Origin of the sequence: Micromonospora sp. NRRL B-16802 (assembly GCF_001279555.1) — a bacterium.
Lineage (GTDB): Bacteria > Actinomycetota > Actinomycetes > Mycobacteriales > Micromonosporaceae > Micromonospora > Micromonospora profundi.
Map to the genome: position 1 here is coordinate 110,552 of NZ_LGEB01000064.1, position 26,600 is coordinate 137,151.

The window sequence follows — 26,600 nt, forward strand, 5'->3', positions numbered from 1 at the left end:
AGTAGGTGGGCCGAACAGGTTGAGGCACGAGCGACCGATCGGTAGGTCGGTCGCCCGCGAAAGGCCCCCGGTTGGCAAACGAAGGGTTACGAGTTGATCGGCAATCGAGCGATGTTACTCAGTGGTCACCGCGCGTTAACTGAATGCTCCGGACGTCGGCGAGCGTGGAATGGGTGGCGCGTGAAGGGATCCAGTGCAGTAGCTATGTCCAAAGTGGACGGTAATGGTCGGCTCGATGCCGCAGACTCGGGCTCGTGGAGGTCGGCGTGACCTGGCAACCCCGCCCGCTCGCCAGCCTCCCGCTGGTGCTCGCCGGTCCTCTGCTGCGACGGGTGGACGGCACGTCGGTCACCGTGTGGCTGGCGCTGCGCGAACCCCGCAAGGTCACCCTGCGGGTCTACTCGTCGGACGCCGACGGCGTCGGGGTGACCCAGGTCGGCGAGGGCAGCCGCAACACGGTAAAGGTGGCCGCCAACTGCCACCTGGTAGCGGTCACCGCCACCGCCGCGGCGCCGCTGGCCGCCGGAACCCTCTACCGGTACGACGTGTTCTTCGCCGCCGTCGGCGACGAGTCCGTGCCGGTGCCGGCCACCGAGCCCCGGCTGTACTCCCCGAACGTGGTCGCCACCACGGCGGCCGCCGCCCGCTCGGCCCTCACCTACGCCGGGCCGGGCGCGCCAAGCCTGCCGAGCTTCGCCACCCCGCCGGAGGACCTCAACCGGCTGCGCGTGGTGCACACCTCCTGCCGCAAGCCGCACGGCGGTGGCGACGACGCGCTCGCCGTGCTCGACGAGATCCTGCGGGCCGATGTCGCCGACCCGCTCGCCCGGCCGCAGCAACTGGTGCTCAGTGGCAGCCAGATCTACGCCGACGACGTCGCCGATCCGCTGCTGGCAGTCGTCACCGGGCTTGGGCAGACCCTCAAGGCCGGCCCCGAGGCGCTGCCCGGAGTCGTCGACGCGGACCTCCGACTGCGCCCCGGATACCGCCAGGAGCTGGTGTCCGGGGCGGCCGGGCTGACCGCCACGGCGGCGAAGAGCCACCTGCTGTCGCTTGCCGAGTTCTGGGCGATGTACCTGCTCGTCTGGTCCGACGTGCTCTGGCCGGAGAAGCTGCCGGAGTTCGCCGACGTGCACCCGGACGAGCACGCGCTGCTGGAACGCTCGCTCACCGACTCGGGGCTCTCCGACGCGTGGGCGTCCGTGGCTCGATACGGGCCGGCCAAGCAGCGGCGGGACACCTTCGCCGACGAGCGCGCGGCGGTGCTGGAGTTCCGGTCCAGTGTCGGCGCGGTCCGCCGGGTGTTGGCGAACACCCCGACCTACCTGGTGCTCGGCGAGCACGAGGTCAGCGAGGACTGGTTCTCGACGCAGGGTTGGGCGGAGAAGGCACTGGCCACCACCGGCGACGCCAGCGGGCTGGGCCGCCGGGTGATCCAGAACGCGCTCACCGCGTACGCCCTCTGCCAGGGCTGGGGGAACACGCCGGAGCGGTTCGCTCCCGCCGGCCCGGCCGGTGAGCCCGGCCAACGGCTGCTGGCGGCCGTCGCGGGCTGGGACGGCACCGAGAACGACACCTCGGCGGCCATCCGTGCCTGCGTCGGCCTGCCCACCGGCTTCAACAGCGGCGTACCGCTGCGTCCCGCCGGGGCGCTGAGCTGGCACTACCACGTCGAGTGGGCGCAGCATCAGCTCATCGTGCTGGACACCCGGACCACCCGGGTCTTCGTGGGCGGGCCGGACGACCCGCCCGCCCTGCTCTACGGCGACGCCGTCCTGAAGGATGAGGTGCTGGACCCGCCGGACCTCGGCCCGGACGCGGCCACCTTCGTGGTCTCCGCGACGCCGGTGGTCGGTTACCCGTTCGTCTCCGACTTCGTGCAACAACTGCTCGGCAAGCGCTACCGGGGTCGGGCCACCGTGGACGGCGAGGCGTGGGGGCTGCAACGCGCCGGGTACGAGAAGCTGCTGTCCCGGCTGTTCAACCGGGGGGCCGTACGACCGGACGGCACCCGCGGGCAGCGACTCATCCTGCTCTCCGGCGAGGTCGGCTACGGCTTCGCCGCGCGGCTGCGCTACGAGGGCACGGCACCGTTCCGGGCGACCGATCCGGTGCCCACCCGGGGAGTTGTCGCGCAGTTCGTGGCCAGCGCGGCGCGCAACGAGGACGGGCTGACCCGGTTCCTGCACGGCACCGGCTTCGACGTGACAGCCGACGTGCTGCCCCGCAGCACCCGGGTCGGCTGGGCGAACCCGGACGGCGGGAGCCTCACCGTCGGCACCGAGCTGGTCGACACGATCACCGGGCACCTGCGGAGCGTGCCGTGGACGGTGAGCGGCACCCCCGCCGTGGCGGAGACCGGGCCGCTGCGCACTGTCACGCGTACCCCGGATTGGTCCTACGACCTGAGCTTCGCCAAGCACGACGCCGCCGATCCGACGATCCCGCCCCGACCCGGCTCGCCGCGACCGGTCTACCCGCCGACCGGCGACCGCTCGGCGGCCCTCGGGCAGTACCTGGCGGCCACCGAGAACCACGACGACTACCTGGGCAAGTGGGGCGACGGCAAGGAGGTGGTGGGTTACGCGAACATCGGCGAGGTCAGCCTCTCGTGGCAGCCGGGCAACGCCAAAAAGGCGATCCAGACCCTGTGGTGGCGGCTGCCCGGCCAGGAAACCGCCGCACCGTTGACCCGCTGCGCGGTGAGCCTCTCCACCCGGGCGGCCACCGCGCCGCACGACCCCGATCACCTCGTGCTGATGACCGAACGGCCCGCCGCCGGCGCGGTCGCCGCGACAAGCCAACCCGCGGAGGACACCTGGGTCTACTGGCGTACGGGCGGCGCTGTCCGCCGGCTGCGCGCCGGCACCGATGGCTACCTGTACGCCAGCGCCGTCGCCGGTTCGACCGAGCCATGGGACTACACCGAGGCGTTCAAGCCGGCCGCCGGCACGGTCGCCGAGGTCGCCTACAGCACCGGGGCCCGGCCTCTGCCGGACGCGCTGCTCGGCACCGCGGGCCTGTTCCAGCAGCGCACCGTGCCACCCGTGCCATCGCCCGTCGACGGGGAACGTGAGCCGGTCGCGATCACCCTGCCCGCCCGTCTGCTGAACCTGGTCAGTCCCGAGGAACTGGCGCTCTGGCCGGTGCTGTGGCATGTGCCGGACACCTACGCCACGGGGGAACTCCCGCCGGGGGCCGAGGTGTGGACGGCGACGGACCCTGTGGACGGCACACCGGCCCCGGCCGCGGTGGCGCCGCACCGGCCGGTGGAGCGGGGCCTGCGCATCGAGGGGCAGGTCGACGGTGCGGCGACCCGGGTACGGCTACGGCTGCAGACCTCAGCCGGCGTCGCGCTGCTACTGCGGACCGGGATCGCGGTCGACGCGCCCACCGCAGCCGAGGTGACCGCGACGCTGGCACCGGCGGACGGCGGGGTGCGGACGTTCACCGCGACCGTGTTCCTGGCCGACGCGGCGGCGGCGTTCGGCCCGGTGGAGGTCCTGGTCGTCGCCGACGGCCCGGCGGTGCCACACGTCGAGTCGTTCACCATGCACCTGTGCGGCATGCAGACCGCGCTTGTCGACGACCCGACCGCGCAGGATCGCGGCCCGCTGCGCGGCGAGGCGGACGAACTCCAGGTCGTGGACTTCCTCCGCTCACCACAGGACACCGAACCACTTCTCCACGCCGAGACGAGGGTCCGGCGGATGGTGCCGTACCACTTGCGCAACGAGCGGCGGCCACTGGTTGCCGGTGGGCCGGACCGGCTGCGACCGCAGATGCCGATGTGGATGGGGGAGGTGCAGTTCGTCGGCGTCACCGACGACCAACTGCGCGACCTGCTGCGCCGTCGGTACGCCCGGTCGGCGGTGTCCGACCCGCCGGACCCGGCGGCCAACCCGGCCCCGCCTCGGAAGCTGCGCATCGACTGGACCTGGAACCTGCGGCTGAGCTGGGACGGCCCGGACGACAACGCCGATGCCGTGACCGCCCCGATGCAGAACGCGCACCTTGGCCACAACTACCAACTGGCCCTCACCGGCAACCCGACGGTGGTGCTGCACTACGGCGCCACCGGCCAGTTCACCGACGCGAAGGGGCGGGATCTCGTCGTGGACGGCCAGGGGAGGGTACCGGCGGCGTTTACGCCCGCACCGACTGCGATTCCGTTCCCGGTGGCGAACCGGCGGCTGCCCGCCGTGCTGGTCAGCGGGCAGCAGCGGCCGTGGGGGCGGCGCGCCGGCGCCCAGGACCGGCCGGCGCTGGTACTGGAGTTCCAACCATCGGTGACCGAGAACGGGCAGGAGGTGATCCGGGGCGGCGACGGGGAGTTGGGTGTGTCGGCCGTCTCCTTCGATGAGCGGTCGCTGGACCCGGGACTGATCCCTGGCACGCAGGGAGTGCTCGGGCCGCCGCCGCAGGGTGTCCCGCTGCTGGCGTTGCCCGCCTTCCGGGTCTGCGGCGTGAATCCCACGCCCGATGCCGACATCGAGGAGTTGATCGAGGAATTCGTTCAGACGTACTACCAGGACAACGACACGCTTCCTCAGGTCAACATCCTGAGCCAGGAGTGCTGGCGGCGGACCGCCATGTTGATCTTCACGCATGAGAGTGGGCTACGCGGTGGCTACAACCAGTTCCGCGAGGACGGCGCGTCGACCGTGACGTACAGGAACCACTGGTACGGCCATGAGAAGGACATGCCGCTGATGGGGCCGCCCCACGGCTACGGGATCGGCCAGCTCGACAACTGGGGCCCTCGGCCGCGGGTGGGCGCGAACCCCAACGAAGTGTGGAACTGGGTGGAGAACGTCCGCACCGCCGTGCGCCTACTTTTCGCAAACTGCGGTGGTGATGCCTACCAACTGATCAGCGGCCACATGCCCAACCCGATCGACCAGCGCACCCGCGCGGTCTTCCAGCGGGAGACGATCCGCCGCTACAACGGCGGCCGGGAGTTCCAATGGAGCGGCACCACCTGGGAGATCCAGCCGAGTCTGCAGTATCGGACGGCGGACGACCCGGCCTCCGGCCCTAACCGCAACCTGCGCTACCCGAACCAGGTCCTGGCCCACGCCGGCGTCCCGGCCATCACCTACTACACCGACGCCGCGGGTCGCCCGAACGTCGCCGACGGGATCAACACGGTCTACAACCGGCCGGCTGCCTTCACCGCGGCTCACTACGGACCGGAGACGGCATGACCGACGACGGCAACTTCCAGACACAACTGCTCGGCGAGATCGAGGCGCTGCTGTCGCCGATCACCATGGCCGCCACCAGCCAGTGGCGTCGCTCCGGCATCCTCGACTCGCTCGGGTGGGACCTCGCCGCGCTGGCCGGGATGCCGCCCGAGGAGTTCGAGAAGTGGTTGACCGACTGCGCCGAGGCGGTCGACGGCGTCCGCCAGATCATCGAGCACGGGCCACCAGAGACGCTCGACGACCTGACCGCCGCGCTGGACACGGTGTCGTCGGCGGTCGCGGCGGTCAGCGGGCTGCCGCCGGCGCTGAACGCCGGTGCGGCGAACCTGCCGCCCGCCGAGGTGCTGGCCGAGGACCTGATCACCTTCCTCACGGTCAACTACCTGCAACGCCAGCACCCGGTGGCGTACCAGGTGGCGATCCTGTTGACGCTGCTCACCCCGGCCGGTGAGCCGCCGGTGAGCGCGCCGATGCCGACGACCGGCGCCCCGGTACGGCTGCCCCGGTCCCGACCGCAACTGCACCTGGATCGGCTCGGTGACCTGCTAACCGATCCGGTCGGCACGCTCCGGGCCGAGTACTTCCCGGACGGGCTGGCCGCCACGGCGGCGGCGGACGCGGCGGCGGCGAAGCTCTTTCCCCGCATCGCCGCCGTACTCAAGGAACTCGGCGTGCCGGCGCTGTACGGCCTGAACCCGGCCGACGGGCCGGACCTGGGTGCCGTCGGCACCGCACTGGCCGCCCGGATGCTCACCGTGGCCGCCCCGGTCCGAATCGGCGACGCCCAGGTCACCGTGGGGGCGAGCGCGGCGCTGTCCGCCGCCGACCGGGGCGGGCTCGGCCTGGTCCTGGCGCTGCGGGGCGCCCTGGAACTCGACCGGATCGTCGCCGGCTGGGCGTTGCGGTTGGCGGTCCAGGGCGCCGGTGCCGGATTCGCGATCGGACCGGACGGGCTCACCCTGCCGGCCGGCCTGGATTCAATGGTGCGGATCGCACTCACCGCCGACCGGGTGCCGGACGGGACCGGGATGGCCCTGCGCATCGGCAGCGCCACCGGCACCCGCCTGGAGGCCCAGGGCCTGCGGCTGGCCGCCGGCGCGGCGCTGGGCGGCGGGGTGGACGACATCGAGCTGTCGATCTCGGCGGCCCGCGCGGCGCTTGTCGTCGCGGCCGGCGACGGCGACGGGTTCCTCGCCCAGGTGCTGCCGCCGGAGGGGTTGCGCGCCGAGTTCGACCTCGCGCTGACCTGGTCGCTGCGCAAGGGCCTGACGTTCCGGGGCGCCGCCGGGCTCGACGCGGACCTGCCGCTGCACATCTCGGCCGGCCCCGTCGAGATCTTCGGGCTGCACGCGGCGCTCGGCGTACGCGGGGAGGGGCTCTTCGCCGCGCTGGCCGCCTCGGCGACCCTGCGGTTGGGGCCGCTGCGCGCGGTGGCCGAGCGGATCGGTGTCGAGGCGGGCCTGACCTTCCCGCCGGGAGGCGGCAACCTCGGCCCGGCCGAGACGGCGCTGGCGTTCAAACCGCCGTCGGGCATCGGGCTGTCGCTCGCCGCCGGGCCGCTTGTCGGCGGCGGCTACCTCTTCGTGGACGCCGACGCCGGCCAGTACGCCGGTGCGCTGCACCTGCAGTTCGAGTCGATCGCGGTGAGCGCGGTCGGCCTGCTCGCCACGAAGAACCCGGACGGGTCGCCGATCCGGATGCCGGACGGCAGCGACGGATTCTCCCTGCTGGTCATCATCTCGGGCGAGTTCACCCCGATCCAGCTCGGCTTCGGCTTCACCCTCAACGGGGTGGGCGGCATGCTCGGCGTGCACCGGACGGTCAACGTCGAGGCGTTGCGGTCCGGGGTGCGCAACGGGTCGCTGAACTCGCTGATGTTCCCCACGGACCCGGTGGGCCGGGCCGCGGAGACGGTGGCGGCGGTCGGCACGATCTTCCCGGTTGCCGTCGGCAGGTACGTCTTCGGCCCGATGGCCCGGATCGGCTGGGGCACGCCCACCCTGCTCACCTTCGACCTCGGTCTGGTGCTGGAGTTGCCGGCGCCGCTGCGGCTGGTGGTGCTGGGCCGGCTGCGGATGGCCCTGCCCGACGAGAAGAACCCGATCGTGAAGATCAACATGGACGTCCTGGGCATCGTCGACTTCGGCGCCGAACAGGCCTCCATCGACGCCTCGCTCTACGACTCGCAGATCGCCGGCTTCCCGATCAGCGGGGACATGGCGATGCGGATGTCCTGGGGTGCGAAACCGACGTTCGCGCTCGCGGCCGGCGGGTTCAACCCGCGATTCCAGCCGCCGCCGAACTTCCCGCAACTGCGTCGGCTCGCGATCGCCCTGTCCGAGAAGAACAACCCCCGGCTGCGACTGGAGTCGTACCTCGCGCTGACCTCGAACACCGTGCAGTTCGGCGCCCGGCTGGAGGTCTACGCCGAGGCGGCCGGCTTCAACGTCTCCGGGATGCTCTCCTTCGACACCCTTGTGCAGTTGGCGCCGTTGAGCTTCGTCGCCGACATCGGGGCGGCGGTGGCGCTGCGCCGGGGCAAGCGGGAGCTGATGGCCGTCGCGCTCAGCGTGACGCTCAGCGGTCCCCGGCCGTGGCGGGCGCGCGGCAAGGCAAAGTTCAAGGTGCTGTTCGTCAGCGCCTCGGTCTCCTTCGACCTGACGATCGGGTCGCGTACGCCGCCGCCGCTGCCCAGCCCGGTCGACGTGGGCGGGCAACTCGACGCGGCGTTCGCCGACCCCCGCAACTGGACGGCGCAACTGCCGCCGCACGGGGAGGCCCTTGTCACCCTCCGCAAGATCGAACCGGCGCCCGGGCAGCTCCTGGCCCACCCACTGGGCGCGATAGCGGTCACCCAGCAGGTCGCTCCGCTGGGCCTGACCATCGAGCGGTTCGGCAGCGCGCCGGTGACCCAGAAGACCGGGTACTCGATCGCGTCGGTGCGGTTCGGCGGTGTCGACGCCACCGACGCCGGCGCGGTCACCTACGAGCATTTCGCGCGGGCCCAGTTCCAGAAAATGACCGACGACCAGTTGCTCTCCACCCCCTCGTTCGAGCGGATGGAGGCGGGCCGCAGCTTCTCCTCCCCGGAGGTGGAGTACGACCCGGTCGCCCCGCCACCGGTGGCGCTCGGCTACGAAGTGCTGATCATCGACGAGCCGGACGTCGCCGCCCGTACCCCCCGCGGTGCCGGGCGGGCGAAGAGGTGGGCGGTCGACCCGGCACCGGCCATGCGTCCGATGGACGGAGCGACCCTGAAGCGATTGACCCGATCCAGCGCGGCCGCGCTGGCCCCCGCCCGGGCCGCCGGCCCGGCCGCCTACCGCGCCGGGCTGACCCCCCTGGTGCGGTTCACCGAGCCGGTCGCCGGTTCGCGCACCCCCGAGGAGGCACGCCGGTGACGGCGCAACTGCATTTCCTGGCGTACGTCCGGCAAGGGCTGGCCGCCGCCGGAGCCGTGGCCGACCCGCTGGAGACGGACATCCCCGCCCGGCAGCCGGTCACGGTGGGCGTCCGGCTGGCCGGTCGCACCGAGCGCACGTTCGACATCCGCCTGTACGGGCCGGGCGACATCCGGGGCATCGACACCCGGCAGGTCATCCGCACCGACCCGCCGGAGCGGGCCAGTGACTTCGAGCCGAACAACCTGGTCACCATCGAGTTCGATCGGCCGGACTTCCCGTGGCTGTTCACCCCGGCCGCGCCCGGCAGCCGGCAGCGGCTGCGTCCCTGGCTGTTCCTCGTCGTGGTGCCGGTGGCGAACTCCGAGCTGCGTACCGACACGGGCGCCCCGCTGCCGGTGTTGCAGTGCGCGCTGTCGGACCTGCCCGACCTCGCCGAGTCGTGGGCCTGGGCACATGCCCAGGTCGCCACCACCGGGACGGGCGAGCCGGTCGCCGACGTGCTGGCCGGTGACCCGCGACGCACCCTGTCCCGGCTGATCAGCCCGCGCCGGCTGGCCGCCGGCATCACCTACCGGGCCTGCCTGGTGCCGGCGTTCGAGGCCGGCCGGCGGGCCGGGTTGGGGCTGCCCGTCCACGACGACTCAGCCCTCGCGCCGGCCTGGGCGCCCGGTCTGGGCGCCGCGCCGCCGCTGCCCGTCTACCACAGCTGGGAGTTCTCCACCGGCGCCGACGGCGACTTCGAGTCCCTGGTCCGGCGGCTGCAGGCCCGGGCTCTGCCCGCCGACGCGGGGCTGCGCCCGATGCTGCTCGGCCCGTCCGGCGTTCCCGGGCTCGACCTGTCGGTGCCCACCGTGACCCTGGGCGCCGAGGGCGCGTTGCGCGGGGCGCTCACCATGCCGACCCTCTGGCCCGCGCAGTCCCGGGAGGCGTTCGAGGAGCTGCTGCGCGCGCTGATCGCCGACACCGGCACCCGCCTCGGCCCGCCGCTCTACGGCGGCCGGTACGCCGGGGTCGACCGGGTACCCGGCGACGCGGCCCACCCGCACTGGCTGCGGGAGCTGAACCTCGACCCCCGGCACCGGATCGCCGCCGCGCTGGGCACCCGCGTGGTGCGCGAGCAGCAGGAGGAGCTGATGGCGGCGGCCTGGGAGCAGGCGGCCGAGGTGCAGCGGGCAAACGAGGCGATCCGCCAGGCCCAGCTCGCCGCCGAGGTCAGCCGCTCGACGTACGAGCGCCGAATCGCCGGTCCGGCGGCGGCCGCCCTCGCCCGGTCCGGCACGGACGCGGCGTCCGCCGGCCGGCTCGCCCTCGGCGGTCCGCTGCCGCCCGGCCGGCTGTTGCAGGTCTCCGGGGCGGTGCTGGACGCCGTGACGGTCACCCCCCGCGCCAAGCGGCTGATCAGCGGCGAGCTGCTCCGCAACCCGACCGCGACGGCGGCCCTGTCGGCGGCGTTCCGCCGGATGACCCGGCCGGACGGTCCGCTGGCCCGGCGAGCCGGCGCCGACGCGCTGGATTCGGTGGTCGAGGCGGCGGCGAGCAACGAGGTGACCGCGACGCCGCCGGAGCAGCCGCCGGCGGGCACGGTGCTGTTCGACGACGTCGCGGGCGACGACATCGCCTTCCACCTGATCAACCGGACCCGCATCGACCGCGCCGACCCCTGGTGGCGGGGCCGCACCGCAGCCGCAGCCACCGGGGCGAGCCCCGCCCCGGTGCCGACCGCAGCAGGGGATGCGCCGGCCCCGGTGCCGGATGACGCCCGGCCGACTGCGCTGCCGGAGGTCACGCTGGCTGCGCCGACGGACGGCAGCGCCGCGGCGCTGCCTGGCCCCCTCGACACCCCGGTCGGCAAGGCCACCGCCGAGCAGTTCGGCGAGACGTGGATACCGGCGCCGATGCGACCCATCGAGCCGAGGCTGCCTCCGGACGACCCGAACTGGCCGCCGCGGGACCCCTACCCGGAGCCCGATCCGGAGCCGACCCCGGAACCGCCACAGCCGTCGCCGGTGGTGTACCCGGACGCCGGCCCGCTGAGAGTGGGCTACCCCGCTGCCCCGACCGGCCAGCCAGGCATGGTGCTCAGCCCGCCCGGCTGGGCGTTCAACGACCGGCAGGCCTTCGTCACCACCAGCGACGGCCGGTTGTTCGAACGCTCCTACGACGGCACCCGGTGGCTCTGGCTCGACCACGGCGCACCGACCAGCACCCAGGCCGCCGGGGTCGAGCCCGGCGGGATCATGGACGGCGGCCGGCGAATCTTCATCGCCTCCGTGCACGGCAGACTCTTCGAGCACTACCGCGAGGAGGATCGCTGGTACTGGCGCCAGCACCCGGACCCCCCCGGCAGCTACGGGCTCGGCAGCTCACCGTTCCTGGTGCTCAACAACCAGAGCATCTTCCTGACCACCGCCACCAACGACAACGGCAACCGGCTCTGGGAACGGCGCCGCGACGGCAACCAGTGGAGTTGGGTCGACCACGGCAACCCCAGCCACTACAGTGGCGAGAGGATCGTCAGCACCCCGGGCAGCGCTCGGGGCAACACGAGCTTCTTCGTTACCAGCAGCGCCGGCCGGCTCTGGGAGCGCTACTGGACCGGCAGCCGCTGGCAGTGGCGCTGGCACGGGCACCCGACCGGCGCCCCGCTGCGGCACGTCGCGCCGCGGACCGCCCCGGCCAGCGTATTTGCCGTGTCCTATGACGGGCGGTTGATCGAACGGGTCCTGGCCAACAGCACCTGGGGCGACCACGGCACCCCGCCGGGGACCGTGCTCACCAACGCCCCCGGCGACATCATCGTCAGCGGCAACGAAGTAATGATCTTCTGCGGGGCCGCCGACGGGCGGCTGTACATCCGGCTGTGGAATGGTTCGGCCTGGTCGTGGCAGAACCTGGGGTTCCCGCCCGATACGAGGGTCATGCAGGTGCCCGGCGCGGCTATGCAGAGCCGACTGGCGATCTTCGTGACCGGCAGCGATGGCCGCCTCTTCACGGTGAGCCGCACCAGCAGCGGATGGAGCTGGACCGACAACGGCCTGCCGGTGGACTCCCGGGGCACCGGCCCGATCGGCGCGTTCGCGGCCAGTGACGCCCGGTGGCAACTGCCGCTGGGCTTCATGTCCAATCTGGTCGCCGCACACGTCGACAACGGCGCGACCGACAACGTCGTCTACCACCGGGTGGGCCGCGACCTCGGGTTCGAGGCCGAGGTACGGGGCGGCTGGACCGCGCAGATCGACAAGCCGGGTCCGATCGGCTGGGAGACCCAGGGTCTGGGTATCGCGGTCGCCGACGTCAACGGCAACGGCCAACCCGACCTGATCCTGATGTGGGTGGACAACCCGGCTGGCGCCAACGCCGTCTCCTACCAGATCGGCTGGAATCTCGACGCCAACGGCGAGGTGACCGGCGGATGGAGCCCGGTGCACCGGCTGCCCGACGAGGTCGCCGCCGAGATCCAGGGCGCCGACCTCGCCGTGGCGGACCTCGACGGCGACGGCCATCCCGAGCTGATCCTGGCGTACGCCACCGGCGGCGCCACACCAGGACTGTATTACCGGGTCGGCTGGCGGCTGGATGCCCAGGGGGCGATCAGCCGGGGATGGTCCGACTCGGTGTCGGTGCCCTGGACGCCAGGACCGGTACAGGGCGTCGGAGTGGCGGTCGCCGACCTCGACGACAACCTGGTACCGGACATCATCGTGCTCACCATCGAGCCGGCCGGCGACACCAACCGGGCGGTCTACCGGATCGGATGGCAGTTCAACGCCCGGGGCCGGGTCAGCGCCGGCTGGACGCCGGCCAGAGTGGTCGGCGGCGACCCGCTGCCGGCGGCGCACCAGGGGGCCGGCATCGCCGTCATGGACGTCACCGGCACCCGCCGGGCCGACCTGGTGCTGTTCCACGTGGCCAACCCGGCCCAGTCCAACCGCGGCTACTACCGGGTCGGCTGGGACCTGGACCGGCACGGGGTGGCCCGGCGCTGGAGCGCCGACGCCGAGGTCCCCGGATGGTTCGGATGGGAGGGGCAGGGGGCGGCGATCGCCCTCGCCGACCTCGACCCGGCGTTGACCGCCACCCGCACCGCGATGGGTGACCGGTTCACCGCCGCCGCCGGCCGCCACCAGGACCGGGTCCTGGCGGCCCAGGAGCTGGTCGACACGAAGCGCCGGGTTTCGGTCGACACCGCCACCCTGGCGGCCCGGATGACCACCGCCCTGGAGCCGGTCGGCGGGATCACCGACCAGACCGCCGGTCGGATGAAGTTGGCGGGCGTCGAGTCGGTGCAGGAGCTGCGCGAACTGGTGGTGGTACCCCGGTTCACCCGCCCGATGTACGAGGCGCTGCGGGACCTGTCCCAGGAGTTGCTCTTCCCCGGGGTGTCCGCGATCCCGCCGGAGACGGTCACCCTGTTGCGGGTCAACGCGTCCTTCGTGGAGGCGTTCATGGTGGGTCTCAACTCCGAGTTGGGCCGGGAGATGCTGTGGCGGCGCTACCCGACGGACCTGGGTGCCACCTTCTTCTCCCAGTTCTGGGACGTGCGGTCCGCGCAGCCGTCCGTCGGCCCGCTCTCCGACATCCCACCGATCCAGGGCTGGAAGCCCGGCAACGGGCTGGGCGAGAACGCCACAGCGGTCGGTGCCGGCGACCTGCTGGTGGTGCTGGTCCGCGGCGAGCTGCTGCGCCGGTATCCGGGCACGGCGATCTACGTGCAGAGGGCCTTCTTCGCCGAGGACGGCAGCCGGCAGTTGGCCGACGAGACGCGCGAGCCGCAGTTCGCCGGCCGGCTCGACCCGGACATCCAGTTCTTCGGCCTGCCGCTGGGGGTGTCCGAGGCCCGGGGCAGTGACACTGACGCCGGCTGGTTCATCGTGCTGCGGCAGCCGCCGACCGATGCCCGGTTCGGGTTGGACGCCCCGCCCGACGGGGCGAGCTACGGCGGTGCCCCGACCCACTGGTCGGACGTGCACTGGCGGCACCTGACGGGCGACGCGTCCGAGGAGGAACGACTGCGGCACGCCCAGGCCTCCGGACGGCTGAGCAGCCTGCGGCTCGGTGGCCTGGAGTGGGGCTACAACAGCGCCCACCAGGCGCAGATCACTCTCCAACGGCCGGTCCTGGTGGCGATCCATGCCAGCGACATGATCCCAGCCATCGACGACACCTGGCAGATCGAGGCCGTCGCCCGGCACGCCGCCGGGGTGCCCCAGCACCGGATCGTCGCCGTCGGCGGGCGCCGTGCCGACGGCACGCCGTGGCGGATGAGTACCGAGGAGGTGATCGCCGCGATCGGCCGGCACGAACGGTTCTTCGTCGAACGCCCCGTCGGCGACCAGGTCCAGGTGCTGGTGTCCCGGACCGCCACCGGTCGGCCGTACCTCACCACCGAGGCCGACGGCGACCTGCCCAACAACCTGCTATTCCTGCCCGAACTGGCCGAGGACGCGTGATGAGTACACCCAACCCGCCGTGGCACCTGCCCACCCAGTGGCCGGTGGCCCTGCTGCCGGTGCGCGTGGAAACCCGATTCGTCGACACCGGACCGACAGGCACCGAGCTGTGGCTGCGGGTGCTGCCGGACGTGCTGCACGTCGACACCCACCAGCCCGCGCTGACCGACGACGAGGTGGCCTGGGGCAAGCAGTACTGGATCGACGTGTGGCGGGCCGGGCGGGTCTCCGCCGACGAGGTCATCGCCTGGCGACGGCTCTGCCAGCTCGTCGACCCGCAACGGGCCGCCTGGATCGCCCGAGCGCTGGAGCCGGCGCCGGACGGCCGCCCCGGCAAGCCGGTCCCACCCGGCCGGCCACTGCTCCGGGAGCCGAACTTCCCGCCGGTTACCGGCGGCGCCGAGGCCTGGGACCGTGCGCCGGTCGCCCGCGCACTGCCGAGCCAATGGCACGCCACCCTGTGGCGGGCCGGCGTCGCACCGGTGTACGCACAGTCCGCGCCGGTACGCCGCCCGCTGGTCGTCGGCCCGTCACCCGTGGCCGACCTGACCTCCCTCGGCGACGACCAGCCGCCGGTCGACGAGGCGAGCCGGTGGCTGGTCGACTTCCAGGCCGCCGTCGACGCCGGTATGGCGATGCGAATTCCGCTGCCCCTGCAGATGGCCCAGGGTGGCATCGACCGGCTGGTGGTGTTCGGCGTGGACACCGACGAGACGGTCGCGCCGGAAACCCCGGCCGGGCGGGGCGCCCGGATCCTCGGTGAACTCTTCGACGCCCACTTCCACACCCACGGCCTCGGTTTCGTGCCGCCGGGCACCCCGACCAACAACACGGCCGGGGCCCGTTCCGGCCACGACCCCGACGACCCCGAGCGGATCGACAGGCTGCGGATCCTGCCCGGCCAGGAACCGCCGACCGGGGTGGACGGCGACGCGCCGGTCACCGCCCGGGCGCTGGGCGTCCCGCTCGTCGCGCAGCCGGGCGACCCGCTGCACCTCGTCCGAGGCGGCGCAGCCACCGGGTCACCCCGGGCGCTGGCCCGCGCCGCGCTGGGAGGACAGGGGCCATCCGACACCCCGGAGCGCGCCGCGGTGTCCCAATCCGCCGGCGCCCGCCACATGAACACCGTCACCTGGGCCGCTACCTGGGGATACCTCCTCAGCGACATGATGACCGGGGTGGTCACCGAGGACGACATCCGGCACGGGCGGCGGCACTACATCGACCATGTGCGGGCCGCCGGGCCGGTGCCGGCGCTACGGGTGGCGGAGCAACCGTACGGCGTGCTGCCGGTGACCGCGCTGGACACGTGGACCAGCACCAACGCCCGGGACAACGCCCTGGTCGGATTCCTTCGGCTACTGCGTGACCGGGTCTGGCGTCCGTCGGCCACCGAGATCGAGCCGGAGACCGGCCTGCCGGGCGTACCCCGGCTCGGTGGTGCCGGTGACCAGCGGCAGGTGCTGCTGCGGATCCTGGCCCAGGGGCCGCTGGGGTCGCAGTGGCAGGCCCGCAGTCTGCTCGGCATGGACTACCTGACGCACCTGTGGCGGTTCATGCGACTGGACATGGACGAGAACTGGCGGGTGTGGCAGGCCTTCGAACCCAGCCAATTGATGACGTTGCTCGAACTCGACTGGGAGACCCGCCTCTCCCAGGCCACCTACGCGAAACGGGCCTTCACGATCGGTGGACCCCTGGTCGCGCCGCCCGAGGGCGCGGGACCGGCGGACTACCTGCCCTGGTTCGCCGCCCTGGAGCGCACCTGGACCAACCTGCGGGACCAGGCGGAAACCGACGGCACGCAAACTCCGCTGCTCTACCGGCTGCTGCGCCAGTCCGCCCTGGCTGAGTACGCCACCGCCGCCCGCCGACTCCAGCAGACGGTTGCGCCGCTGCCCGCCGAGGCGTACCGGGAGGCGGAACTGATCGACATCCGCCCCGACCGGACGAGCTGGACGCTCTGGCGTCAGCTGGCCCGCCAGATCCCGCTGCCGGGTGGGTCGACCGCCGAGGTCGGCGAGCACCTGCGTACCGCCCCCGGCACGGACCTGTTCGCGTTCCGGGAGAGCGCGCTGGCGCTGGCCGCGTACCCGGCCGCCGACCTGGAACGGTTGCTCGCCGAGTCGTTGGACCTCTGCGCGTACCGGCTCGACGCCTGGATCACCTCGTTCGCGACCAAACGACTCGCCACCGTGCGCAAGACCCAGCCGACCGGGGTGCACCTGGGCGGGTACGGCTGGGTGGAGAACCTGCGTCGCAGCCGCACCGCCACCGCGCCCGTGCTCTTCCCGCCGCCCGGCGAGCCGGGTCCGCTGCGGGAGGGCGCCGCCGACGCCGGATACGTGCACGCCCCCTCACTCGGCCAGGCGGCCACGGCCGCGGTCCTGCGCGCCGGCTACCGCGCCCACCGTTCCAGCGGTGACAACCCGCTGGCCGTGGACCTCAGCTCCGACCGGGTCCGGCTGGCCAACTGGCTCCTCGACGGGGTACGTCAGGGGCAGCCGCTCACCGAACTGCTCGGCTACCGGTTCGAACGCCAACTGCAGGACCACCCCCGGGTGCTGGAGCAGTACCTGCCCCGGCTGCGGGAGATCGCGCCGATCCGGGCACTGCGGGTGCAGCACGACGCCGACGTCGAGCCGGTCGTCGCCTCCGCCGCCGTCGTGGACGGCCTCGACCTGTACCAGCGGTGGCGCGACGGCGGGGTCGACTGGAACGGCGACCCGGAGTTGCCCAACGCCGGCCACGCCGACCAGGTGGCCCTCGCCGAGGTGCTGACCTCGCTGGGCGAGGCGATCGACGCGGTGGCCGACGCGTTGATGGCCGAGAGCGTGCACCAGGCGGCGCAGGGCAACCCGATGCGGACCGGGGCGACTCTGGACGCCGCGTCCCGGGGCGACGTACCCGCCAGCGAGTTGGAGTTCGCCCGGACCCCGCGTACCGGCCTCGCGATCACCCACCGGGTGGTGCTGCTCGGCAACGACTGGCCGGCGGCGACGCCGGACTGGCCGACCACGGGACCCACCCCCCGGGCGGCGGCCGAGCCCCGGCTCGACGCGCTGGTCGGCGGGCTGCTGCCCCGTCCGGCGTCGGTGCGTGCCCGGGTGGAGTGGGCCGGGCCGGGCGCCCCGCTCATCGGAGAGGTCAGCCTCGACCGGATCGGCCGGTCGCCACTGGACCTGCTCGCGCTCACCGACGCTGAGGAGATCTCCGCCGACGGCGAGCTGGTGGCCCGGGTCCTGGACGCCGCGACCCCGCCCGCAGGCGCGACCGGGTCCCGGCCGCAGCGGGTGCTGCCGGGCCGGGGCGGGGACTGGGCGGCCGACGTGCTGGCGCTGGACGAGTTCGTCGAGGTCGCCCGCGCCGTCCGTACCCTGGTCGCCTCGGCCCGCCCGCTGACCGCCGCCGACCTCACCCCCGGCGGTGCCGAGGCGGACACCGAAGGCACCGGACCGGACGCGGACCCGACTCTGCCCGACCGCGCCGACGACGCGGCGGACCTGCTGGGACGGCTCGTCACCGACCTGGCCAGCGAGGACCCGGCCGTACTCGGTCCGGCGCTGGCGACCGCCGCCGGCATCGGCGTGCTGGGCGCGTACGTCGGTCCGGACGCGACGCCGCCGGCGCTGCTGGCCCGCGCCCGCGCGGTCGGCGCGGAGGTCGGCGCCCGGCACGCGGCCCTGCTCGGGTTGACCACCGGGTTCGACCGGGCCAGGGCGACCGCTGAGCAGCGCCGGGACCACGACGTGGCCCGGTTGCAGGCGGTCTTCGGGGCGGACTTCCGGGTCCTGCCGGCGTTCACCCTCGCCGACCCGGCGGGCCTGACCGCGGCGCTGGCCGCGAGCACCGACCTGCAGGGCGGGTCGCCGCACGAGGCCGGCGACTGGCTTGCCGATTCGGCGCCGGTCCGGGCCGGCGCCGACCGGCTGGAGACGGTACGCGGCTACGCCCAGGCGGTCCGCCCCGACCGGTACCAGGACCTGCGGGTGGCGCAGCTGCCGTACGCGCCCGGCGACCGGTGGGTGGGGCTTCGCTTCGGTGCCGACCGGCCCGCCGGGTCCCGGTTGTCGATGGTCGTCGACGCCCCGGCCACTGTCGATGCGGCTGCGTCGCTGTGCGGCCTGCTGGTCGACGAGTGGGTCGAGGTGGTGCCGAACGAGGCCGAGACCACCGGTGTCGCCTTTCACGCCGAGACGCCCGGCCAGGCGGCACCGCAGGCCATCCTGCTGGCCGTACCGGCGGACGACGCGGCGCTGTGGACGCGGGACGCACTGGAACGCACCCTCGTGGAAACCCTCGAACTCGCCCCGCTGCGCGCCATCGACGTGGCGACCCTCGGCGAGGTCGGCCAGTTCCTGCCCGCCCTCTACTTCCCGTTCAACACCGACGGGGAGACCGCCGCGACCGACTTCACCCGCACCGTTCCCGCCGGCTAAGGACTCACGATGTCTTCTGTCACCTCATGGACCCGGCTCGAACCGGGCGCTCGTAGCGACGATCTCGCCCCCGGCCTGCAGGCCCGGATCCACGACCCGCTCTGGATGCTGGCCCGGCAGTGGCAGCTGGGGGAGTTCACCGGCGAGGACGCCGGCTCCCCGGTGTCGGTACGCCTGCGGGCGGAAGTCGCGCCGGTGGCCCGCTACCGCCCGCACGGCGGGACCGCGCGGCCCTACGACCGAAACCGTCCACTGGAGACGGCCGTGGAGGCGGGCTCCTCCGGTCGCCTCACCGACCTGCGGATCGCGGCCCGGGCCGGGCAGCACTTCCTGCGGCTGCTCGGGGGAGACCCGGCACTGGCCGCCTACCGTGACCGCTTCGCGGCGGCGTACCCGCTGAACCTCGACGACGGCGGTGACGGCCCGCTCGACCCGCAGAGCCGGCGCTGGCTGTCGGTGCTGGGGCCGAGGACGCCGAGCGGTGCCCAACTGCTGCCGGATCTGCGCGCCCTGGCCGAAAACGGCACGCCACCGACCCGAGTGACGGTGGCCTTCGCGGACCAGCGCGCGATGCGGTCCAGGGCCCGGTCCTGGCTCACCTGGCTGGACTCGCTCGGGCTCACCCCGGACGGCACGGACACGGCGCCGCCGGCCTGGGACCCGTCCAGGATGGAGTACCGGTTCGAGGTGGCGGCCCACTCCGGCGGTGTCGACACGGTGTTCTCCGCACCCGAGTACGACGGCGGCAGGCTCGACTGGTACTCGTTCAACGTGGACACCGGTGCCACATTGCCGGCGGCCGATCCGATTGAGGAGCCGGTCGAGGAGATCGTCCGGACCGTGTTGCCGGCTCCGGCCGGCTACCCGGGTATGCCGGCGGCGCGCTGGTGGGAGTTCGAGGACGCGCGGGTGGATTACGGGCGGGTCGAGGCGGAGCCGACCGACCTGTCCCGGCTGCTGCTCATGGAGTACGCCACCGTCTACAGCAACGACTGGTACCTGCTGCCGCTGACCCTGCCGGTGGCCTCCGTGGTGCGGATCGGGTCGCTCGTGGTCACCGACACCTTCGGGTTCCGGACCCTGATCCGCCCCGCCGGTGCGCTGCCCGGCGACGGCCAGGACTGGAGCCTGTTCCGGCACACCGTCACCGGCCCGCGGGCGGCGGCAGGTGCGCGCTCGGACCGCTTCCTGGTGGCACCGGCGATCGCCGACAGCCTGGAGGCCGAGCCGGTGGAGGAGGTCCGGCTCTTCCGGGACGAGATGGCGAACGTCGCGTGGGCGGTGGAGACCATTGTGGCGGGGGCGACCGGCCGCCGGGTACGCCGGCACGAGACGACGGAACTGACAGGCGCCGGCGCTCCGACGGGCTCCGGCGGCTCAGCGGTGGGGCCCGGCGCGGCGGGAGCCGACCACTACCGGCTGGCCACCAGCGTGCCGGAGCACTGGTTCCCGCTGCTGCCTGTGGAACCGGTGCGGGGCGCCTACCTGTTGCGCCGGGGCAGCGTCCCCCGACACGACGCGGGCCACACCGTCGACCCCCGGCCGCGGGGCGAACTGCTGGAACCGGGGCGCGACCTGACGATCCACTCGGAGGAGGTGCCGCGCGAAGGGCTGCACGTCACACGCGTACACCAGCGGGCACGCTGGTCGGACGGGTCGACGCACACCTGGATCGGCCGCCGGAAGCGGCCGGGGCGCGGCGAGGGTTCGAGTGGCCTGGTCTTCGACGTCGTCGAGCAGGGCCCGGCGGGATAGGCGCGGTGGGCCGCCACCGGCTCCGGCCGGTGGCGGCTACCTCTCGACGGCCGAGAATCCCCTGAAGAAGCCGCCGGTGGGCCCGCCGTCGGGGAGGGTTGCCAGCCACACCGCCGCCGAGGCGAGTGGCGTGGGGGGAACAGCCCGCCCGGTCAGGATGCCCGCCCGTTCCGGAGTGCAGGCGTTGACCAGGATGCCGTCGTCGGCGAGCTCGGCGGCGAGCATGCGGGTCAACGTGTTGACCGCGGCCTTTGACAGTCGGTACGCCGGCAGACCGCGCCCCGGCGGTGGAACGCCGTCACCGTCGCTGGACATGTTGACGATCCGGCCGTACCCACAGGCCCGCATCAGGGGCACGACGGCCTGGGTGAGTCGCCACGTGCCGAGCAGGTTGGTGTTCAGGGTGCTGACCACCACGTCCAGGTCGACGGCGGTGGCGTCGATGTCGTCGTCGTCGAGGAGCACTGCAGCGTTGTTGACAAGCACGTCGCAGCGACCGAGCCGCCGGTCCAACCAGGACGTGAGCGCCGCGACACTGTCCGGGTTGGTGATGTCCAGCTGGCGGACCGCGACCCGGTCCGCGAGGTCACCCAGGGACTCGATCGCGTGACGGCCGCTCTCCACCGAGCGGCTGCCCAGCACCACGCGCATGCCGCGCTCGGCGAGCATTCGGACGACCTGAAGCCCCAGCCCGCGGTTGCCTCCGCTGACGAGCGCGACCCTGCCGTCCTCCGGCTCTGGCGACGAGGGCGGTGACTCGGCCGGCCAGGCGACGTACAACGCTGGGGATCCTGCGGGTGCCCGCTTCCGTGCTCTCGGGGTGCGGCGCGCCATCGCGCGGCCGCTGTCCTCGCCGTCACTCGGGGCGGGCTGGTCACCCCTGGGCCTACTCTGGCGCGTAGCGTCGTCCAGTGAAGTTCCACGGGTCATCGGATGTGGTGCGGCTGCCTGACCGTCATGCAGCCCCCTTCGGTGTTCGGCGTACTGGAAGAGTCTAGGTGGCAGGTTGGATAGCAGCCTGTTATCGCGACACTACCATCCGGATTCGCCTATTTGTTAAGTCAATTGAATCAAGCCAAGGCCTGCTCGTGCACGGGAAATCGGTCGGTGCCCCTGCAGCTCTGGTCGTCGTCGGCTTGGCTGACGAGGGCATGGGCGTGTCGTCGGAATAGACATGCGCGGCGCGTCGTCGAACCTGCGCGCGGTGCCGTGAGCTCGGCGCGACACGTCACGTGGTAATGAGTCGTGGCGTAATGCTCGCATACGCTCGCCGCGTCGCGCCGCCCGGCCGCAGCCCGCGGTGAGGTCGCCCGCGAGCGTGGGCAGCAGGGCGTCGAGCAGGGCCGGCTCGGTGCGGACGGCGGTCGGAAGGCCGCCCATCTCAGCGCCGGTGGGATGCCACCGCCGGACGCTCTGCTCGACGAGATCGTCCACAACGGTGTCATCGTAGGTGCCGCTCCCGGCTGTTCGGCCGGCCCTCAGCTTGTGCTGGGGCGCCCGTCGCCGCCGCGCCAGATCGAGCCGATGGCGCTGGCCTCACAGGCAGCGCCCTGATAACCAGTCGGAGCGCGGACCGCGCCGTGATGGCTGCGGATGCCGGGCCGCGAAGCCCAATCGAACCGAATAGGGTTCTGTCTATCTGGTCACACTCCATACCGTTGTCCATGACAGTTGCGCGAGCAAAGGTGGTGATGACGCGCACCGCGGGCCTGAGAACGTTCTTCGACAGGCAACTCAGCGCGGACAGCAATTCAGGAGGCATCTCGGCATAGGTAAGAGAATTCACACCGTCACCGGCTTGACTACGGCCAGTATCACGGCATCGGTCCAACCCGCGAAGCCATCGTCACTCGGAGTACGGAAAGGATGCCGTTGCGGTCGTGCCGGCCCGAGGATGGACACTGTGACGATGCGAAAGGGCCTGACCATCGGCGAGTTCGCCACCGTGAGCCACCTCAGCGTGCGGACCCTGCGCCGCTACCACGAGGCGGGCCTGTTGGAGCCCGCGACGGTGGACCCGCACACGAACTACCGGTACTACCTGCCCGACCAGATCGCGACCGCACAGGTCATCCACCGGCTCCGCCAGCTCGATGTGCCGCTGGCCGAGGTCAGGTCGATCCTCGCGACGGACGACACCGCACAGCGCGCCGAGCTCATATCGGGTCACCTGCGGCGACTCGAGGCCGAACTCGACCGCACCCGCGCCGCCGTCGTGTCGCTGCGCCAACTGCTGCACCCCGACGCCGCGGCGCTCGACGTCGACCTGCGGTCCGTGCCCGCCCGGACCGTGGCCGCCATCCGCGAGCAGGTTCGGCAGGAGGACGCGCTCGCCTGGTTCGACACGGCAATGGACGAGCTGGACGAGGCGTTCCCGCCCGCCGAGCGCAGCGGGCCTCCCGGCGGGCAGTACACAAACGAACTGTTCACCGACGGAGTCGGCGTCATGACGGTCTTCCGGCCGGTGCGCGAGCCCTGCGGTGGGGGCCGGATCGAGGTGGTCGAGCTGCCGTCGGTCGATCTCGCCGTGACCGTCCACCCGGGGTCACATGACGACATCGACGTCACCTACGGCCGCCTCGGCGCGTGGGTGGTCTCCCACGCGCTGGGCGTCGCCGGGCCGGTCCACGAGACGTACCTCGCCGGCCCCCGGGACACCGGCGACCCCACGCGGTGGCGCACCGAACTGGGCTGGCCGGTCTTCCGCGTAACCCCGCCTGACGCCTGACGGGCCGAGTCGACAGGGTGGCGCGGCGGTAGCACCTACGCTCGAAGCGTGATCGGACGCCGGCGTGAACTCGCCGCCGTGCACCGGATGCTGGACCGCGCGGTCGCCGGTGCGGGGGGTCGCCTGATCGTGGTGGGACCTCCCGGGTCGGGGAAATCCGTGCTCGGCGACGCGGCGGCGGACCTTGCCCGGCAGCGTGGCCTGCCGGTCGAGCGTACGACCGCGGCTGGCCGCACGGGTGCCCGGCTGGTGCTTCTGGACGACCTCGACCAGGAGAGTGAAGCGGCTCACGCCCTTGACTCTCCCGCTGGGGGAGACCTGACGGTGGGGACATGGAAACGAACGCAGGCCGAGGCAGCGTCATCTCCTGGGACGAACTTCCGGCCCCGATCGCGGCGTACCTTCCGGCGCACCAGGCCCGTGACACGGAGACCGCGATCAGCGCCTTCGCCGCCGACGCCGAGGTGACCGACGAGGGCCGCACCCACCGGGGCCGCGACGAGATCCGGTTCTGGCTGGACAACGGGGCCAGCGAGTACACGTACACCACGGAGTTCGTCGGCGCTTCCCGGACGGGGGAGGGGCATGTCGACGTGCTGCAGCACCTGGAGGGGGACTTCCCGGGTGGGTCGGCCGACCTGCACTACCGGTTCGACCTGGAGGGCGCCCTGATCCGCCGGCTGGTGATCGAACCGTAGCGGCGACGCCGCAACCTTCCCTTGACCCTCTCCCGAGGAGAGGGTCGACGATTCGTGGGTGCCGCGGGCTGGTCAGCCGGCCACCGGTGCCTCTTCTCAGGCGAGGAACACACCAAGAATGAAGACCTGGTTCATCACTGGCGGCACCCCGGGCGGGTTCGGCATGGCGTACGCCGAGGCCGCGCTGGACAACGGTGACCGTGTGGCGTTGACGGTGCGCCGGCCCGAAGAGCTGCGTCAGTGGGCGCAGCGGTACGGCGAGCGCGTCCTGATCCTGCCCCTGGACGTCACCGATCCGACGGCCGTCGAGCAGGCCGTGGGTGCGGCCGAGGAGCACTTCGGCGGCATCGACGTGCTGGTGAACAACGCGGGCCGAGGCTGGTACGGGTCGATCGAGGGCATGGCCGACGCCGACGTCCGACGCATGTTCGAGCTGAACTTCTTCGCCGTACTGTCGGTCATCCGGGCCGTCCTTCCCGGGATGCGTGCCCGAGGCAGCGGCTGGATCATCAACATGTCCTCGGTGGCGGGGCTGTGCGGCATCGACGGGTTCGGGTACTACAGCGCCTCCAAGTTCGCGCTCGAAGCCGTCACCGAGGTCCTTCGCGCGGAGGTCGCGCCGCTGGGCATCCGGGTGCTGGCGGTGGAGCCCGGCGCCTTCCGCACCCGCGCCTACGCCGGCTTCGCCGACGATGCCCTTCAGGAGACCATCACGGAGTACCTGCCGATGCTCGACAACGTCCGCAAGGCCATGATCGACGAGGACGGTAAGCAGCCCGGTGACCCGCAGCGTGGCGTACGAGCGGTGCTGGCCGTCATGGCCCAGGACGCGCCTCCGCACCGGCTCGTCCTCGGCAGCGCCGGATTCGACGCGGTCGTCACCACGCTCGAGAGCGCCCTCGCCGACGTCCGCGCCTCCGAAACGCTCGCCCGGAACGCTGACTTTCCCGGCGCCTGAAGGGGCCAGCGAAATGGTGTACGCGCCGTCGGGACGGCGAAACCAAGTCGCGCCGCTTGATTGACGCTGTTGAGTAGTGGCGATCCCCTCGTTGACGGTTGGTTCCACGCGGTGTGGAATATGTTGCATGCCGATCCCCGAGCGTCAGGGTGTCATCCCGCGTGCCCTACTGCGGGAAAATGCGTTCCGGACCATCCGTGACGCGATAGTCGACGGCACCCTGGCGCCGGGGGAGCGGCTCAACGACGCGGAGTTGGCGCAGTGGCTCGGGGTGAGCCGCACCCCGGTGCGCGAGGCGCTGGCCCGGCTGGAGGAGGCAGGCCTGGTCCAGACCAAGCCCGGCCGCTACACGATGGTCACTCCACTGGACGTCCAGGCCGCCCGGGCGGCGCAGTCGGTCACCGCGGCGATGCACGAGCTTGCCGTACGTCAGTCGGTGCCCAATCTGTCGCCCGAGGAGATCGAGACGATGCGGGCGGCCAACCGGCGGTTCGCGGAAGCACTGCACACGGGCGATGTCGACGCGGCGATCGCCTCGGACGACGAATTCCACTGCGTCACGGTGACGGCCTCCGCCAATTCGGCGATCTCCTCGGTGCTGGAGCAGTTCACGCCGATTCTGCGCCGGCTCGAACGGCTCCGATTCTCCTCGCTGAACGCGCGCGACTCGGTTGCCCTGCACGACCGCATCATCGATTTCTGTGCGGCCGGCGACGCCGAGCGGGCAGCGTTGGCCGCCCGCGACAACTGGTTGAGCCTGGATCCGCTCTTCGATGTCGAGTGCCCGGACGACCCGCCCGCGCAGTGAGCGCATCGGGCCCGTCGTCTGTTCCGCCCCTGGAAGGGGCGGAACAGACTCGGCCGCGGTGCCGTCAGTCCCGGGCTGTCCTCACAGGATGCGGAGGTCGTTGACGGTGTAGGACAGCGAGCCGCGGAATCCCACGCCGACCCGCCTCGGCGTGAGGTCCGCGAGTTCTTCCCGGGGCGCCGGCAGGAATCGCAGTTCGCCTGTGCCGATCCAGGTGTTCGCGAACTTCAGGTTGGCGAGCACCGACATGGTCAGCTCGTGTACGGCCGGGTTGTCGTGCTGCCCGGCGGAGAGTCGCGGGAAGTGACGCAGGTTGACAAGGGGGCGCGTCAGCGCGGGCAGCCGGTCCGTGGTCCGGTCGAGAGTCACTGTGGTCTCGGCCAGACGCCGGCCACCGGCGGACATGACCGCCGCGAAGCGGCCACCCTTACCGACCGTGGGCGCGGCAGGACTGTCGATGGCGAAGGCTCGGGTCTGACGGATGGAGCCCATCTTCTTGGGGAATCCCTGCACCCAGCCGCGCGCGAGCGAGGCGTCGTTGTCCACCCAGATGAAGGGGCACCAGGCCACCGGGGTGCCCTGCCACTGCGCGTCGAGCAGCACCAGGAACTCCGAGTACTGGCTGAACGGCGGGTCGAGGTAGTCGTCGGTGGCACCGTTGAACTGCCAGTCGATGAACACGGCGTAACCGTGGCCGGGGTTGGCCGGATCCGGGTCGAGGCCGGTGGGCAGGGATGCGGCGGCCGCCTCCGGGCTGGTCCAGAACTCCACGCCGACGGCGTCGCCAACGTAGTGCCACGGTGGCTTGCCGGCAAGGTTGGCCACGCCACGCGGGCTCAGCGGATAGGTGTAGCCCTTCAGTCGCTCGGGCGTCGCCGGGGTGGCGTTCGCGCCGGCCGGTGTCGACGCCGCGATACCGACAGTGGTGCCCGCCATCGCGGCAAGCACGGCGCGCCGCTGAAGATTCTTTTCCATCCTGGTCCTTCCGTGGGTCAACTTCCACCTACCTGACGCCACGGAGGGCCAGTGGTTCATCGTTGTCTCTCCCGGATCCTTGACAGGCCCCGAGTGGCACGCAATATATTGCATGCCGGAGCGCCCGTGACGCTGGCGGAGCGGCGGCCAATCCGCGTCGTCTCGCCTGATCTGACTC

At 72.4% G+C, this 26,600-nt stretch carries 12 protein-coding genes; 10 read left to right on the forward strand and 2 right to left on the reverse strand.

Features of this window, described 5'->3' with window-relative positions:
* Positions 1-254 precede the first annotated feature (254 nt).
* The 5 genes from ADK66_RS17360 to ADK66_RS17380 are packed head-to-tail and all read left to right on the forward strand — an operon-like array spanning position 255 to position 20,255.
* Entirely contained in the window at positions 255-5,207 is a 4,953-nt protein-coding gene (locus tag ADK66_RS17360) for a hypothetical protein (protein ID WP_053656541.1), read from the forward strand.
* Positions 5,204-8,608, forward strand: a complete 3,405-nt coding sequence (locus tag ADK66_RS17365; RefSeq protein WP_053656543.1) for a DUF6603 domain-containing protein — start codon at positions 5,204-5,206, stop codon at positions 8,606-8,608. The genes ADK66_RS17360 and ADK66_RS17365 overlap by 4 nt, the downstream gene beginning before the upstream one ends.
* Positions 8,605-14,061, forward strand: coding sequence for a DUF3892 domain-containing protein (locus tag ADK66_RS17370; RefSeq protein WP_053656545.1), 5,457 nt, complete (start codon positions 8,605-8,607; stop codon positions 14,059-14,061). Before ADK66_RS17365 ends, ADK66_RS17370 begins: the two co-directional genes overlap by 4 nt.
* Positions 14,061-18,500 carry a hypothetical protein gene (locus ADK66_RS17375; RefSeq protein WP_053656547.1) on the forward strand — a complete coding sequence of 1,480 codons (4,440 nt, stop codon included), beginning with the start codon at positions 14,061-14,063 and terminating at the stop codon, positions 18,498-18,500. The genes ADK66_RS17370 and ADK66_RS17375 overlap by 1 nt, the downstream gene beginning before the upstream one ends.
* A 9-nt stretch (positions 18,501-18,509) precedes the next feature.
* Positions 18,510-20,255: a hypothetical protein gene (locus ADK66_RS17380; RefSeq protein ID WP_053656549.1), complete on the forward strand. Its 1,746-nt coding sequence runs from the start codon at positions 18,510-18,512 to the stop codon at positions 20,253-20,255.
* A 36-nt stretch (positions 20,256-20,291) separates the two neighbouring features.
* On the opposite strand, the gene ADK66_RS17385 is transcribed toward ADK66_RS17380, so the two are convergent.
* On the reverse strand, positions 20,292-21,035 hold the full coding sequence (locus ADK66_RS17385) for an SDR family NAD(P)-dependent oxidoreductase (RefSeq protein ID WP_053656551.1): 744 nt from the start codon (positions 21,033-21,035) through the stop codon (positions 20,292-20,294).
* A 1,129-nt stretch (positions 21,036-22,164) separates the two neighbouring features.
* Between ADK66_RS17385 and ADK66_RS17390 the strand changes: the two genes are divergently transcribed.
* The 5 genes from ADK66_RS17390 (at position 22,165) to ADK66_RS17405 (ending at position 25,447) form a co-directional block, all read left to right on the forward strand.
* On the forward strand, positions 22,165-22,983 hold the full coding sequence (locus tag ADK66_RS17390; RefSeq protein ID WP_053656918.1) for a MerR family transcriptional regulator: 819 nt from the start codon (positions 22,165-22,167) through the stop codon (positions 22,981-22,983).
* Positions 22,984-23,070: 87 nt separating this feature from the next.
* On the forward strand, positions 23,071-23,451 hold the full coding sequence (locus ADK66_RS32730; protein ID WP_369814806.1) for a hypothetical protein: 381 nt from the start codon (positions 23,071-23,073) through the stop codon (positions 23,449-23,451).
* Entirely contained in the window at positions 23,373-23,681 is a 309-nt protein-coding gene (locus ADK66_RS17395; protein ID WP_369814807.1) for a nuclear transport factor 2 family protein, read from the forward strand. The genes ADK66_RS32730 and ADK66_RS17395 overlap by 79 nt, the downstream gene beginning before the upstream one ends.
* 118 nt (positions 23,682-23,799) lie before the next feature.
* Positions 23,800-24,639: an SDR family NAD(P)-dependent oxidoreductase gene (locus ADK66_RS17400; protein WP_053656554.1), complete on the forward strand. Its 840-nt coding sequence runs from the start codon at positions 23,800-23,802 to the stop codon at positions 24,637-24,639.
* A gap of 127 nt (positions 24,640-24,766) precedes the next feature.
* The gene (locus ADK66_RS17405; protein WP_053656556.1) at positions 24,767-25,447 is read left to right on the forward strand and encodes a GntR family transcriptional regulator; all 681 of its coding nucleotides are present in this window, start codon (positions 24,767-24,769) and stop codon (positions 25,445-25,447) included.
* Positions 25,448-25,528: 81 nt separating this feature from the next.
* On the opposite strand, the gene ADK66_RS17410 is transcribed toward ADK66_RS17405, so the two are convergent.
* Positions 25,529-26,422 (reverse strand): acetoacetate decarboxylase family protein, encoded by an 894-nt coding sequence (locus ADK66_RS17410; RefSeq protein ID WP_197281555.1) that lies wholly within the window; start codon positions 26,420-26,422, stop codon positions 25,529-25,531.
* Positions 26,423-26,600 lie beyond the last annotated feature (178 nt).

What these genes read in the sequence shown, in the direction of transcription:
- ADK66_RS17410 (WP_197281555.1), bottom strand. Translation starts at nt 26,422, where the DNA reads ATGGAAAAGAATCTTCAGCGGCGCGCCGTGCTTGCCGCGATGGCGGGC.
- ADK66_RS17405 (WP_053656556.1), top strand. Translation starts at nt 24,767, where the DNA reads ATGCCGATCCCCGAGCGTCAGGGTGTCATCCCGCGTGCCCTACTGCGG.
- ADK66_RS17390 (WP_053656918.1), top strand. Translation starts at nt 22,165, where the DNA reads ATGCGAAAGGGCCTGACCATCGGCGAGTTCGCCACCGTGAGCCACCTC.
- ADK66_RS32730 (WP_369814806.1), top strand. Translation starts at nt 23,071, where the DNA reads ATGCTGGACCGCGCGGTCGCCGGTGCGGGGGGTCGCCTGATCGTGGTG.
- ADK66_RS17400 (WP_053656554.1), top strand. Translation starts at nt 23,800, where the DNA reads ATGAAGACCTGGTTCATCACTGGCGGCACCCCGGGCGGGTTCGGCATG.
- ADK66_RS17380 (WP_053656549.1), top strand. Translation starts at nt 18,510, where the DNA reads ATGTCTTCTGTCACCTCATGGACCCGGCTCGAACCGGGCGCTCGTAGC.
- ADK66_RS17365 (WP_053656543.1), top strand. Translation starts at nt 5,204, where the DNA reads ATGACCGACGACGGCAACTTCCAGACACAACTGCTCGGCGAGATCGAG.
- ADK66_RS17375 (WP_053656547.1), top strand. Translation starts at nt 14,061, where the DNA reads ATGAGTACACCCAACCCGCCGTGGCACCTGCCCACCCAGTGGCCGGTG.